Source organism: Pseudomonas protegens, from assembly GCF_013407925.2.
Lineage (GTDB): Bacteria > Pseudomonadota > Gammaproteobacteria > Pseudomonadales > Pseudomonadaceae > Aquipseudomonas > Aquipseudomonas fluorescens_AP.
This window is the reverse complement of sequence record NZ_CP060201.1, coordinates 6,179,010-6,191,468: the sequence shown is the minus strand read 5'-3', so window position 1 is coordinate 6,191,468 and position 12,459 is coordinate 6,179,010. Positions and strand designations below refer to the sequence as shown.

General features: G+C 62.7%; 16 protein-coding genes. 7 read left to right on the top strand and 9 right to left on the bottom strand.

What is annotated here, in order from left to right:
- Positions 1-74 precede the first annotated feature (74 nt).
- Positions 75-638: an alkyl hydroperoxide reductase subunit C gene (gene ahpC / locus GGI48_RS28640; protein ID WP_011061677.1), complete on the bottom strand. Its 564-nt coding sequence runs from the start codon at positions 636-638 to the stop codon at positions 75-77.
- Positions 639-789: 151 nt separating this feature from the next.
- Complete coding sequence (locus GGI48_RS28635) at positions 790-1,728, bottom strand: site-specific integrase (RefSeq protein ID WP_179601262.1); 939 nt, start codon at positions 1,726-1,728, stop codon at positions 790-792.
- Between the two features lie 180 nt (positions 1,729-1,908).
- Between GGI48_RS28635 and GGI48_RS28630 the strand changes: the two genes are divergently transcribed.
- Positions 1,909-2,916: a DNA-binding protein gene (locus GGI48_RS28630; protein ID WP_179601260.1), complete on the top strand. Its 1,008-nt coding sequence runs from the start codon at positions 1,909-1,911 to the stop codon at positions 2,914-2,916.
- Here GGI48_RS28630 and gorA read toward each other — a convergent pair whose 3' ends face one another.
- Complete coding sequence (gene gorA, locus GGI48_RS28625; RefSeq protein WP_179601258.1) at positions 2,917-4,275, bottom strand: glutathione-disulfide reductase; 1,359 nt, start codon at positions 4,273-4,275, stop codon at positions 2,917-2,919.
- Between the two features lie 132 nt (positions 4,276-4,407).
- Positions 4,408-5,247 (bottom strand): UTP--glucose-1-phosphate uridylyltransferase GalU, encoded by an 840-nt coding sequence (galU, locus tag GGI48_RS28620; RefSeq protein WP_003182953.1) that lies wholly within the window; start codon positions 5,245-5,247, stop codon positions 4,408-4,410.
- A gap of 465 nt (positions 5,248-5,712) precedes the next feature.
- Here galU and GGI48_RS28615 point away from each other — a divergent pair, with 465 nt between their 5' ends.
- Positions 5,713-5,994, top strand: a complete 282-nt coding sequence (locus tag GGI48_RS28615; RefSeq protein ID WP_016964160.1) for a hypothetical protein — start codon at positions 5,713-5,715, stop codon at positions 5,992-5,994.
- Positions 5,995-6,008: 14 nt separating this feature from the next.
- On the opposite strand, the gene GGI48_RS28610 is transcribed toward GGI48_RS28615, so the two are convergent.
- From GGI48_RS28610 to GGI48_RS28595, 4 genes are all read right to left on the bottom strand, one after another.
- A complete protein-coding gene (locus GGI48_RS28610) occupies positions 6,009-6,239 on the bottom strand; it encodes a hypothetical protein (protein WP_016964159.1) in 231 nt (76 codons plus the stop codon).
- A 69-nt stretch (positions 6,240-6,308) separates the two neighbouring features.
- Positions 6,309-7,160 (bottom strand): c-type cytochrome, encoded by an 852-nt coding sequence (locus tag GGI48_RS28605; protein WP_372840117.1) that lies wholly within the window; start codon positions 7,158-7,160, stop codon positions 6,309-6,311.
- 65 nt (positions 7,161-7,225) lie between these two features.
- Positions 7,226-7,876, bottom strand: a complete 651-nt coding sequence (locus GGI48_RS28600) for a c-type cytochrome (RefSeq protein ID WP_179601256.1) — start codon at positions 7,874-7,876, stop codon at positions 7,226-7,228.
- Between the two features lie 222 nt (positions 7,877-8,098).
- On the bottom strand, positions 8,099-8,449 hold the full coding sequence (locus GGI48_RS28595; RefSeq protein WP_179601254.1) for a hypothetical protein: 351 nt from the start codon (positions 8,447-8,449) through the stop codon (positions 8,099-8,101).
- A 211-nt stretch (positions 8,450-8,660) separates the two neighbouring features.
- Here GGI48_RS28595 and GGI48_RS28590 point away from each other — a divergent pair, with 211 nt between their 5' ends.
- The 5 genes from GGI48_RS28590 to ada all read left to right on the top strand — a co-directional run bounded on the left by GGI48_RS28590 (position 8,661) and on the right by ada (position 11,809).
- The gene (locus GGI48_RS28590; protein ID WP_016964155.1) at positions 8,661-8,963 is read left to right on the top strand and encodes a DUF1883 domain-containing protein; all 303 of its coding nucleotides are present in this window, start codon (positions 8,661-8,663) and stop codon (positions 8,961-8,963) included.
- Positions 8,964-8,995: 32 nt separating this feature from the next.
- A complete protein-coding gene (locus tag GGI48_RS28585; RefSeq protein WP_016964154.1) occupies positions 8,996-9,166 on the top strand; it encodes a hypothetical protein in 171 nt (56 codons plus the stop codon).
- 97 nt (positions 9,167-9,263) lie between these two features.
- Positions 9,264-9,980: a 2OG-Fe(II) oxygenase gene (locus GGI48_RS28580; RefSeq protein ID WP_179601252.1), complete on the top strand. Its 717-nt coding sequence runs from the start codon at positions 9,264-9,266 to the stop codon at positions 9,978-9,980.
- Complete coding sequence (alkB, locus tag GGI48_RS28575; protein WP_179601250.1) at positions 9,970-10,650, top strand: DNA oxidative demethylase AlkB; 681 nt, start codon at positions 9,970-9,972, stop codon at positions 10,648-10,650. Before GGI48_RS28580 ends, alkB begins: the two co-directional genes overlap by 11 nt.
- Positions 10,651-10,735: 85 nt before the next feature.
- A complete protein-coding gene (gene ada, locus GGI48_RS28570) occupies positions 10,736-11,809 on the top strand; it encodes a bifunctional DNA-binding transcriptional regulator/O6-methylguanine-DNA methyltransferase Ada (protein WP_103741545.1) in 1,074 nt (357 codons plus the stop codon).
- On the opposite strand, the gene GGI48_RS28565 is transcribed toward ada, so the two are convergent.
- Positions 11,773-12,261: a GyrI-like domain-containing protein gene (locus GGI48_RS28565; RefSeq protein ID WP_179601248.1), complete on the bottom strand. Its 489-nt coding sequence runs from the start codon at positions 12,259-12,261 to the stop codon at positions 11,773-11,775. The two genes, ada and GGI48_RS28565, sit on opposite strands and share 37 nt — an antisense overlap.
- Positions 12,262-12,459: the final 198 nt, after the last annotated feature.

The window sequence follows — 12,459 nt, the reverse complement described above, 5'->3', positions numbered from 1 at the left end:
TCTCGCCCGGGCGTTATTTGAGGGCGGTGCGGCTGACTTAAGTGCGGATGACCGCCCTTGGATAAAACATGGACTTAGATCTTGCCGACCAGGTCCAGGGACGGAGCCAGGGTGGCCTCGCCTTCTTTCCACTTGGCTGGGCAGACTTCGCCTGGGTGCGCGGCAACGTACTGAGCGGCCTTGATCTTGCGCAGCAGCTCGGAAGCGTCACGACCGACACCGCCATCGTTGATTTCAACGATCTTGATCTGGCCTTCAGGGTTGATCACGAAGGTGCCACGGTCAGCCAGACCGGCTTCTTCGATCAGCACGTCGAAGTTGCGCGAGATGGCCAGGGTCGGGTCGCCGATCATGGTGTACTGGATTTTGCCGATGGCTGGCGAAGTGTTGTGCCAGGCTGCGTGGGCAAAGTGGGTGTCGGTGGAAACGCTGTAGATCTCAACGCCCAGTTTCTGGAATTCGGCGTAGTTGTCGGCCAGGTCTTCCAGCTCGGTCGGGCAGACGAAGGTGAAGTCAGCCGGGTAGAAGAATACGACGGACCATTTGCCTTTCAGATCCGCGTCCGACACTTCGACGAATGCGCCGTTTTTGAATGCAGTGGCTTTGAACGGTTTAACTTGGCTGTTGATGATAGGCATCGTTGACTCTCCATCAGTGGTTGAAAACGTTGGGTGAAAACTTGATGGGGAGAATCCTAGCCAATCAGTCGCCGCTTGGCTCATTGGCAAACCTGATGCTGACGATTGGTTTTGGCTATAAGGCCAGCCTATTGATAGAAGAAACCTTTGATCACTGGCGCACAGGCTTCTCGTCGATCCGCGCCATGCCCATGAACGGATTGACCTCCAGGTAACGCATGGCCGACTTCATGTCCTTCCAGCCGACATAGCTCATCAGCGACTTCAGGTCCCAACCGCTGCGATGCGCCCAGGTGGCAAAACCCCGGCGCAGGGAATGGCTGGTGTAGTGTTCGGCGGCGATACCGGCGCGCTCCAGGGCCTGGCGCAACAGGGGAATAACGCTGTTGGCATGCAAGCCCTGCTCACTCAGGTGGCCCCAGCGATCGATCGCGCGAAACACCGGCCCGCGAACCAGGGCCGCGGCATTGATCCATTCGATATAGGCCTGCACCGGACACAGGCGTTGCAAGGCCGGCGTGTGATAGGTGCGCCCCAGGTTGTCGCGGTCGCCCTTGCTGCGCGGGACATACAGGCTGATGCCGGATCCGGCGCTGGCCTGCACATGCTCGATCTGCAGGCGGCATAGCTCGTCACTGCGAAACCCTCGCCAGAAACCCAGCAGGATCAACGCCCGATCGCGCAGCGCCCGCAACAGGTCGGCCTGGCGTCCTTCGCCACGAGCCGCTGTTGCCTCGCCATCGAGCCAGGCAATCACCCGCTCCAGATGCTGCAACTGCAATGGCTCGGCCTGTTTTTCACGAACCGGGTGCACCGCGCGAATGCCCTTGAACACCTGGCGCACCACCGGTGCCTTGGTCGGGTCGGCAAAGCCCTGGCTGTTGTGCCATTGGGCCAGGGCCGAGAGGCGCAACTTCAAGGTGTTGATCGACAGCTCACCGGCATAGGCCACCAGATAACGGGCCACGCTGTCGGCGGTGGCCGGCAGGAATCCGCCCCACTGCACCTCGAAGTGCTCGATGGCCGCCCGATAGCTGCGACGGGTGTTATCGCGGGTGGCGGCTTGCAGGTAACGGTCCAGCTCACTCATGGCAACTCCACTGAAGCAAATGTACGGCGACCAGGGGCGAAAACCGGCCGCTGCGCCTATCACACGGGGTAATACTACAATATCCCATGTCAAATTTACGCTATCGATTGCGCCTTTATACCTGTACAATTATCGATAATTACATACTACGTATCACAGTATTAAATCGACGGAGGACACATGGCTCGCGGAGGTATTAACAAAGCGGTGGTGAAAAAGGCGCGCCAGGCGATTCTCGCCCGCGGCGAACACCCGAGCATCGATGCAGTACGCATTGAAATGGGCAATACCGGCTCAAAAACCACCATCCACCGCTACCTGAAGGAGCTCGACGATGGCAGCACTCGCCGGGAGGCTGGCCCGGTGGCCCTGGATGAGGAACTGAGCGAACTGGTCGGGCGCCTGGCGCAGCGCCTGCAGGAGCAAGCTCAGGAGCCCCTGGAGCAGGCCCTCGCCCACTCCGAGCAACAGAGGCAGGCATTCGAGCAACAGCTGGAGCAAGCCCGACGCACCCAGGAGCAGCTGCAACAGCAACTGCAGATCCAGGCCAGCGCCCTGGCCGGTGAAAGCGCCGCGCTGCAAGACACTCGCTCGATGCTGCAAAGCGAACAGACCCGCAATGCCGAGCTCAACCAGGCGCTAAAGGACTACGACCTGCGCCTGGAAGACAAGGAGCAGCAGATTCGCTCCCTGGAAGACAAGCACCTGCACGCCCGGGACGCCCTGGAACACTACCGCGCCGCCAGCAAGGAACAGCGCGAGCAGGAGCAGCGCCGCCACGAAGGCCAGCTGCAGCAGTTGCAGGCCGAACTGCGCCAAGCCCAGCAGAGCGCCCTGGTTCGCCAGGATGAAATCACTCAGCTGCATCGCGACAACGAGCGCCTGCTCAGCGAACAACGGGCCAGCCACAAGGAGCTCAAGCACGCCCAGGATGCCGCCAGCCAGAGCGCCGCCCTGCAGGCACAGCTGCGCGAACAGCTGACACGCCTGGACAGCGCCAGCACCCTGCTGCAGGAACGCTTGCGTGTGGCTTCGGAGGAGATGCAGGCACTCAGGGAAAGAGCCGACGAGCAGACTCGCCTGAGCAAGGAGATGGAGTTGCGCGCCGCCAAGGCCGAGGCCGGCCTTGAGGCGCTGCGCCTGGCCTCCGCCAGCAAGGCGAAGGCCGGCAAGAAAGCCGACGCCTGATCAGTCGGCGACAGGCGTGCGCATGGTGACGAACTCTTCGGCGGCGGTCGGGTGCACGCCGATGGTTTCGTCGAAATCACGCTTGGTCGCCCCGGCCTTCAGGGCAATCGCCAGCCCCTGGACGATTTCACCAGCGTCCGGACCGACCATGTGGCAGCCCAGCACTTTGTCGCTGTCGGCGTCCACCACCAGCTTCATCAGGGTTCGTTCCTGGCAATCGGTCAGGGTCAGCTTCATCGGCCGGAACCGGCTTTCGAAGATCTGCACCTTGTGCCCCGCTTCCCGCGCCTGCTCTTCGGTCAGGCCAACAGTGCCGATATTCGGCAGGCTGAACACCGCCGTGGGAATCATCCGGTAATCCACCGGGCGGTACTGCTCGGGCTTGAACAGGCGCCGGGCCACGGCCATGCCTTCAGCCAGGGCCACCGGGGTCAGCTGTACCCGGCCGATCACATCGCCAATCGCCAGGATCGATGGCTCGCTGCTCTGGTACTGCTCATCTACCTCGATAAAGCCACGCTTGTCGAGTTTGACCCCGGTGTTCTCCAGGCCCAGGTTGTCGAGCATCGGCCGACGCCCGGTGGCGTAGAACACACAATCGGTCAGCAGCGTGCGGCCATCCTTGAGGGTGACTTGCAGGCTGCCATCGGCCTGCTTGTCGATGCGCTCGATGTCGGCATTGAATTGCAGGTCCAGCCCGCGCTTGGTCAGCTCTTCCTGCAGATGCTTGCGCACCGCGCCGTCAAAGCCGCGCAGGAACAGATCGCCGCGATACAGCAACCGGGTATCGGCGCCCAGACCGTGGAAGATCCCGGCAAACTCCACCGCAATGTAGCCGCCGCCGACCACCAGCACGCGCTTGGGCAGTTCCTTGAGGAAGAACGCCTCATTGGAACTGATGGCATGCTCGCGCCCCGGAATGTCCGGAATCTGCGGCCAGCCGCCAGTGGCAATCAGGATGTGCTTGGCGGTGTAGCGCTGGCCATTGACCTCGATCTGATGCGGATCGATCAGCTTGGCGTGGCCTTCATGCAGGGTCACACCACTGTTGACCAGCAGATTGCGGTAGATGCCGTTGAGACGATTGATTTCACGGTCCTTGTTGGCGATCAAGGTCGCCCAATCGAAATGAGCCTCGTCAAGGGACCAGCCGAAACCCGACGCCTGCTCGAAGTCTTCGGCAAAGTGCGCGCCGTACACCAGCAACTTTTTCGGTACACAACCGACGTTGACGCAGGTACCGCCCAGATAGCGGCTTTCGGCGACCGCGACTTTCGCGCCGAAGCCCGCGGCAAAGCGTGCGCAACGTACACCGCCGGAACCGGCGCCAATTACATAAAGATCAAAATCGTAGGCCATTTCACTCTCCCAGGCAGGCTGACAAGCATAACCGCAGATGGCGATCGGGTCAGCGCAGAGGATTGACATAAGGGCAACCAATGAAAAAGCCACCCGAAGGTGGCTTTTTCCGACAAACCCGCGCAGCTGCTATCAGTAAGCCTTGCCGGTCTTGTAGAAGTTCTCGAAGCAGAAGTTGGTCGCGTCGATGTAGCCTTCGGCGCCACCGCAGTCGAAACGCTTGCCCTTGAACTTGTAGGCCATTACACAGCCGTTCTGCGCCTGCTTCATCAGGGCGTCAGTGATCTGGATTTCGCCACCCTTGCCCGGCTCGGTCTGCTCGATCAGGTCGAAGATGTCCGGCGTCAGGATGTAACGACCGATGATCGCCAGGTTCGACGGCGCATCTTCCGGCTTTGGCTTCTCGACCATGCTGTGAACGCGGTAGATGTCGTCGCGGATCATCTCGCCGGCGATCACGCCGTACTTGTTGGTCTCCTGCGGGTCGACTTCCTGGATGGCCACGATCGAGCAGCGGAACTGCTTGTACAGCTTGACCATCTGGGTCAGGACGCCGTCGCCTTCAAGGTTGACGCACAGGTCGTCCGCCAGTACCACGGCGAAGGGTTCGTCACCGATCAGCGGGCGGCCGGTCAGAATTGCGTGGCCCAGGCCTTTCATTTCAGTCTGGCGAGTGTAGGAGAACGAGCACTCGTCCAGCAGTTTGCGGATACCAACCAGGTATTTCTCCTTGTCGGTGCCCTTGATCTGGTTTTCCAGCTCGTAACTGATGTCGAAGTGGTCTTCGAGGGCGCGCTTGCCACGGCCGGTCACGATGGAGATTTCAGTCAATCCGGCATCCAGCGCTTCTTCAACGCCGTACTGGATCAGTGGCTTGTTCACCACCGGCAGCATTTCTTTAGGCATGGCTTTAGTCGCTGGCAGGAAGCGAGTACCGTAACCGGCTGCTGGGAACAAGCATTTCTTGATCATATGAGTCCTTAAAAAGGCTGTGCGTGCGAGTTTCGGCGCAGTCTAATCAGGCGGCGTGCACCTTACAATGCCCCGCGCTGGCTAACCGCTGCCATCATAGAGAAATAAAGCGCCATATAGTTCCGTCGCATTCATCAGTTAGCGCTCAAGGTAAACGACCACGACCCCGCAGGCCTTGAAATCCGCCGCCTGCGCGCCGGACACGAGCATCGAGCGGACACGCCGCCGCAGCCATCCCAAACGCCCTCGCAGCGCCTCTGCCAGGCGCGACTGATGGCACCGTTCACGGCCTTCTGCCACCTCTGGGCAGTTCGCGGAATGTTCCGTCTATCGAGCAGCGGCACTTTTGCGCAGCGGCGGCGGACTAAGGGAATGCGCTGTACCGAAATGGCCATTAGCTATAGCATCGCAACGCTGATGCATGGCCCCAAGCTCCCCCCTCCTCTGCAGACGACGAAATCCCCCATGAACAGACTTCTCGCAGTCACCGCGGTACTGGCTCTGACCGGATGCGCCACCGCCTCCAATACTTACCTGGCCAATGGCGAGCAGGGCCTGAGCATCGATTGCTCCGGAGAAGCCGGCTCCTGGGCCAGCTGCTATGAAAAGGCCGACGCCTCCTGCGCCGGTACCGGCTATCGGATCGTCAGCACCGACGGCACCCCGGCCCCCAAGGAAAGCGACAAGACCCTGGGCGTCGATGTCGGCAACTACAAGAGCCGCAGCGTGGTGGTGGTCTGCAAGTAGCGCACGGACGCCCGCTACATATGAATTTCGGCGAACTTGATGCCCAGGCCGCGAATGGTTTCGATCAGGTCGTCGAGGCGGGCGAAAGACTCCACCTCGTCACTGTCATCCACCAGAAAATAGCTGCGCCCGGCGCTTTTCTTGAAGAACACGATCCACTCCCCGGAATTGGCCGGGTTCTGGATCACATGGGTGGCAGAGATCGAGCCCTCTGCATGCTTTTCCCTGACGTGTTCCCGCTTCATGCTCTCTCCCAAAAAAGCGATGCCGCCAAAGCGTGAGCCCAGGCGGCATCGGTAACGACAGGCGCTAGTTTATCGGATGCCCTGGCCGATCAGCACGCCTTCTACGGTCTGACCGTACAAATTTACCCCGTCATTGGCGTGAAACTTGACCCGGGTCTTCTCGATCGAGCCCTCCACCAGACGCGGATCCTGCGGCCGTTCATGGCTGTTGACGAAGGCCGCCACGTCCCACGCCTGCTGATCGCTCAAGCTGCCGCCCTTGCCCAAGGGCATGTTGTGCTTGATAAAGGACGCCGCGGTATTGATCCGGTGCATCCCCGCCCCCCAGTTGTAGGAATCCTTGCCCCACAGCGGCGGCATCACGTAATCGGCCCCGACCTTCTGCCCCTGCCCTTGTTCACCATGGCAGACCGCACATTGCGCCTGGTACACCGCCGCGCCCTGCTTCAAGTCATAACCCTTGGCTGGCTGGGCCACATCGGGATACCCCCGGCCCGGCAGTTCGACGCCCAGCGGCGCCTTGCTCGCCAACCAGTAGGCATACACCGACAGCGCGGTGATCTCCGGGCTGTCGGCCGCCGGCGGCTGACCACCGTTCATGCTGAACTGAAAGCAGCCCTGCAAGCGTTCGGCGAAGGTGTTCACCTTGTCGTTCTTCTTGCGGTAGGCGGGGTACATCGGATAGGCGCCCCACAGCGGCGCAGAGTTGGCCAGACGCCCCTGATCGAGGTGGCAGTTGCTGCAATTGAGCCCATTGCCCACGTATTGCGGCGCGCGGCGCTTGGTGTCGACGAACAGCGCATGGCCCTCGCGCACCAGCTTGCCGTAGGCGTTGTCCGGCAACTCGCTTTCGGCGGGCGGCTTGAAGTACTGGGCCTGGGCCGAAGCGCTTGGCGCCGGTATCTGCGACTGGTCTTCCATGGCAATGCCGGCGGCTTGTACCTGGGCGGCGAGCAATGCCAGCAACGGCCCGGCAATCAATAGTTTCATGGCCGCGCCTCCTGGGGTTGCAGTTGGGCAAAGTAGTCCGCCACGGCCGTGACCTCGTCGGCACTCAGGGATTTGGCGACATGCCCCATCAGGTCATTGGGATCGTTGTGACGAGTGCCGTCGCGCCAGGCGTTCAACTGAGCCACCAGGTAACTGGCGGGCTGTCCGGCAAGCGGTGGAAAGGCCACGCCCACACCGACGCCACCCGGCCCGTGACAACTGACGCACTCGGGCACCTGACGCTCCCAGGCACCGCGCAGGGCCAGGCGTTCGCCAACGCCGCGGGTGCTCTGGCTGCGCAGGGTCTGCGGGGTCTGTGGCCCGGGCATGGCCGCCAGGGTCGCGGTGACCGCGGTGATTTCCTCTTCGCTCAAGGCCTTGGCCAGGGGCTGCATCACCGGGTTGCTGCGGGCGCCGCTGCGAAAGTCGTGCAACTGCTTGGCCAGGTAGCCCGCCGGCAACCCCGCCAAACGCGGAAAGCCGGCAGGCGCCAGCCCCATTGCATCAGCGCCGTGACAGGCCAGGCAGGCCGTTGCCCCTGGCTGGGCGCCACCCTGGGTGAACACCTTCTGGCCGTCGACGGCAGAGGCAGATTGCACAAACAGCAGCATCAGGCCGCTCAATAACATTCGATCCAGTGGGATCATATGCACTCCATTATTCTAGTTATATGCTTAGACCCAGCCGGTATAAGCGCACAAATAGTAGGGCAATAGATCCACAGCGACAATGCGAAATGGCTGCTTGTGCCACTGCACGCTGGCCGCTGTCGCACTGGACGGACGCGGCCCGGCAGGGAGGAGGTTTGCACCGGCCAGCGCCTGCGGCATCCGCGCAAGGGACGCCAGGACGCGCCTGGGCCTGGAGGCTCAACCGGAGATGCAGGCCTCCCCCGCCTTGCGCACGTCCTGAGGCCGCAAGGGGTTGTTGGACATCTGCTCATGCAGCTTGATGCTGCTGCCCCCGGAGCGTTCATCGATGTAGAACACCGCCGCCGGGGCCGACGACAGGGTCTGGGGCACTAGCACGCGATAACCGTTCTTGTGCGGCTCGACCTGCAACGCACCGCGACTGCCGGAGAGCTTGCCGCTCAGGCACTGGACGTACTCCTGGGGCTTCTTGCCGGAGATGACGTTCAGGGTCGGCGGCGTCTGGTTGATGTCCGAAACCGTCGCACAGCCACTGATGGCCAACAGCACAATCCACACCCAGCGTTTCATAGCAAACCTCCAATAAATGCCCCTCCGACAGCAACGGCGCTGTTTTTCTCCGGAGGCACGGCTTTATCGCCGATAAAAATCCAAATAACTGTTTTAAATTGTCAAACCGCGACGCGGGGGCCGAATAATACCCCGTTGGGCCTGATAAACTGCGCCATCGCCCACGCACCTGTTTTGTTTTTTTGTAGCTATAGCCCTTCTGGAGGCGCCCATGAAATTCATCCACCAGCGCGAGCACCTGAACGAAGACGATATCGTCGTCATCGAATGCTCCCAGGTCTGCAACATTCGCCTGATGAGCGACGCCAACTTCCGCAGCTTCAAGAATGGCGGCCGCCACACCTATCACGGCGGCGCTTTCGACAAGTTTCCGGCGAAGATCACCGCACCCAGCACCGGCTTCTGGAACATCACCATCGACACCGTCAACCGGCGCCCGATCAGCGTGACCCGCAAGCCGAACCTGAGCCACTCGATCCGCATCATTCGCCGTTCCAGCTCGAAACTGCGTTAAGCCACCGCCCCTCTGCGACAACAGGTAATCCCGTGCCCCAGACCACCAAGTACGTCATCAAATACAAGCTCAACGGCGAGCGCCGCTTCGAATTCGCCCAGCTGGAAAACGGCACCCAGGAAGAAGCCCTGGCCGCCCTGGAAGCCCTGCATGGTCAGTCCGACGACGTGATCAGCGACGTCAACGTCAGCAAGGCCCTGTAACTCCCCCACCCCGGATTCGAGCGCAAGCAGCGGAGTGCGTACTGGACAGCCGAGCCCCAGACTGCCCGGGATCTTACTGCCCCAGGACACTTGCGCCATGCCCGCTTCCTCGCTGCACCTGCGTCTGCAACAACTGGACTGGGCCCGCATCGCGCAGGCCCTGGACCAGGACGGCTGCGCCCGCCTCGAAGGCCTGCTGACGCCCCAGCAGTGCCAGGCCCTCCGCGCGCTGTATCCGCAGCCCGAACTGTTCCGCGCGAAAGTGCTGATGGCCCGCCATGGTTTTGGTCGCGGTCAGTACCAGTACTTTGGCTATCCGCTGCCCGAGCCGGTGGCTCAACTGCGCCAGCAGCTCTATCCCCATCTGGTGGAGCAGGCCAACCGCTGGAACCAGAGCATGAACATCGACGTGCGTTACCCGGCGGAACATTCGGCATTCATCCAGCGCTGTCACGCCGCCGGCCAGTCGCGCCCTACGCCGCTGTTGCTGCAATACGGCCCCGAGGACTACAACTGCCTGCATCAGGATCTGTATGGCGAGCAGGTGTTTCCCCTGCAGGCGGTGTTCATGCTGTCCCGGCCGGGAACCGACTTCACCGGCGGCGAACTGGTGCTCACCGAGCAGCGCCCGCGCATGCAATCGCGGCCACAGGTCATTGGTCTGAAGCAAGGTGATGGGCTGCTTTTCGCCGTGCATCATCGGCCGGTAAAAGGCGCGCGCGGGCATTATCGGGTGACTCTGCGCCACGGGGTCAGCCGCGTGCACAGCGGCCAGCGCCACACCCTTGGAGTGATCTTTCACGATGCCTTGTAACCCAGACGCCCCGGCCAATCTCGGGCTCTTTGCCGAAAGCGACCTGCAGCAGCCGCCACGCACCGAGGTACTGGGCCCCCAGGCCCTGGTCCTGCGCGGCTTTGCCCTGCCCTGGATCGAGCGCCTGCTGCCCAGGCTCGACGAAGTGCTGGCGGCGGCACCCTTTCGCCAGATGCTGACGCCGGGCGGCCATACCATGTCCGTCGGCTTGAGCAGTTGCGGCGCGCTGGGCTGGACCACCGACCGCCACGGCTACCGCTACAGCGCCATCGACCCGCAGAGCCTGCGGCCCTGGCCGGCGATGCCGGAGGTGTTCCGGCAACTGGCCGAGCACGCGGCGCAAGCCGCCGGCTTCAACGACTTCAATCCCGACTCCTGCCTGATCAACTGCTACCGCCCCGGGGCCAAAATGTCCCTGCACCAGGACAAGAACGAACGCGACTTCAGCGCCCCCATCGTTTCCCTGTCCCTGGGGCTGCCGGCGATCTTCCTGTTTGGCGGCCAGCAGCGCAGCGACCGGAGCCTGCGGGTGCCACTGCTGCACGCTGACGTGGTGGTCTGGGGCGGCGTGGACCGCCTGCGCTATCACGGGGTGCTGCCGCTCAAGGACGGTACTCACCCAGAGCTTGGCCGACAGCGGATCAACCTGACCTTTCGCCATGCCGGGTGAACGCGGGAATTCCAGCGCAAGCCACGGAGTGCCGGGCCGCCCCCGGGCGGCTAATCTGGCCGCCACGCCCAGCCGAGGACCGATCATGAATGCCCCATCGCGCAAACAGCGCATCGAACAGGACCCACGCTGGCAGGCCGTGCTCAAGCGCGACGCCAGCGCCGATGCCAGCTTCGTCTACGCCGTGCGCACCACCGGCGTGTACTGCCGCCCCAGCAGCCTGTCGCGACTGCCGAAGGCAGAAAACGTCGAGTTCTTCGACAGCGCCGAACAGGCCGAAGCCGCAGGCTATCGGCCGAGCAAACGCCAGGCCAGCGACCAGACCCAGATCGCGGCGCAGCATGCGGCGATGGTGGCCGAGGCTTGTCGGCAGATCGAGCGCGCCGAATCGGTCCCCAGCCTGGAGCAACTGGCACAGCACGCGGGCATGAGCAGCTACCACTTCCACCGGGTGTTCAAGGCCGCCACCGGACTCACGCCCCGGGGCTACGCCAACGCCCAGCGCTCGCGCAGAGTCCGCCATCACCTGGAGAACGGTCACTCGGTGACCGACGCCTTGTACGACGCCGGCTTCAATTCCAACAGCCGCTTCTATGAGGCGGCCGACCAATTGCTGGGCATGAAACCCAGCGATTACCGTGCCGGCGGCCCCAACACCGATATCCGCTTTGCCGTGGGCCAGTGCTCCCTGGGTGCGATCCTGGTGGCCCGGAGCGAGCGCGGGGTCTGCGCCATCCTCCTGGGGGACGACCCCAACCAGCTGGTGGAGCAACTGCAGGACAAGTTTCCCCGGGCCAACCTGTTGGGCGCCGACGCGGATTTCGAACGTCTGGTGGCCCAGGTGGTGGGCTTTGTCGAAGCGCCGGCCATCGGCCTGGATCTGCCCCTGGACCTGCGCGGTACCGCGTTCCAGGAACGGGTGTGGCAGGCCCTCAAGAGCATTCCCGCCGGCAGCACCGCCAGCTACGCCGAGATCGCCCAGCGCATCGGCGCGCCCAAGTCCATGCGTGCGGTGGCTCAGGCCTGCGCGGCCAACAGCCTGGCAGTGGCGATCCCCTGCCACCGGGTGGTGCGCAGCGACGGCAGCCTTTCCGGCTACCGCTGGGGAGTGGAGCGCAAGCGTCAGTTGCTGGAACGCGAAGCGCTGCCCGAGTCTTGAATGCCGATGTAGATGGCCACCGAGTCAGGGCTGGTATAGACCTCGAAATCCGTGGCGAAGGCACGACGGACCTGGGGATTGTCCTGAAAGTAGGCCCAGATCAGGCCCCAGGTCTGGATCACGCAATCGGGCATCGCGCCCCGGGCGCTGAACACCAGGTAGTCACCGCCCTGGATCTGCACACTGGGGTAATCGGCGCTGGCGCCACTGACCGCCACCCCGGCCATCACGTCGAAGGCCCCGGAGGCATCGGACTCGTAGTTGGAATACACGCCATAGACAAACGAGTCGGCTTGCCGCGAGGTGATCTGGTTGAACAGGTCTTCGACATAAAAACGTTGCCACATCGGCCCGATCCGGGCGCTGTCCGCCTGTTGCTCCGCCGCGTTGCAGGTCCGTACTTGCAGGCCGGCAACGCTAAAGGGCAGGACTTCGCGCAGTTTTACATCCATGGTCGGCATTCCTTTTTTTTTGGGGGGGGGGCGATGAGGAAAAATATCCGCCGCAGTCTAGCCTCGGATAGACGCCGCCGACAGTGGTCGACACGGCGGTTGTATCGGTTGTCGAGGCGCCCGATTGAGCCCGGAGTGAAAAGTCAGCTGGCCGCGCAACGCCCTGGCCTGATAAAACCCCGGGGCGCCTCGCCCAAT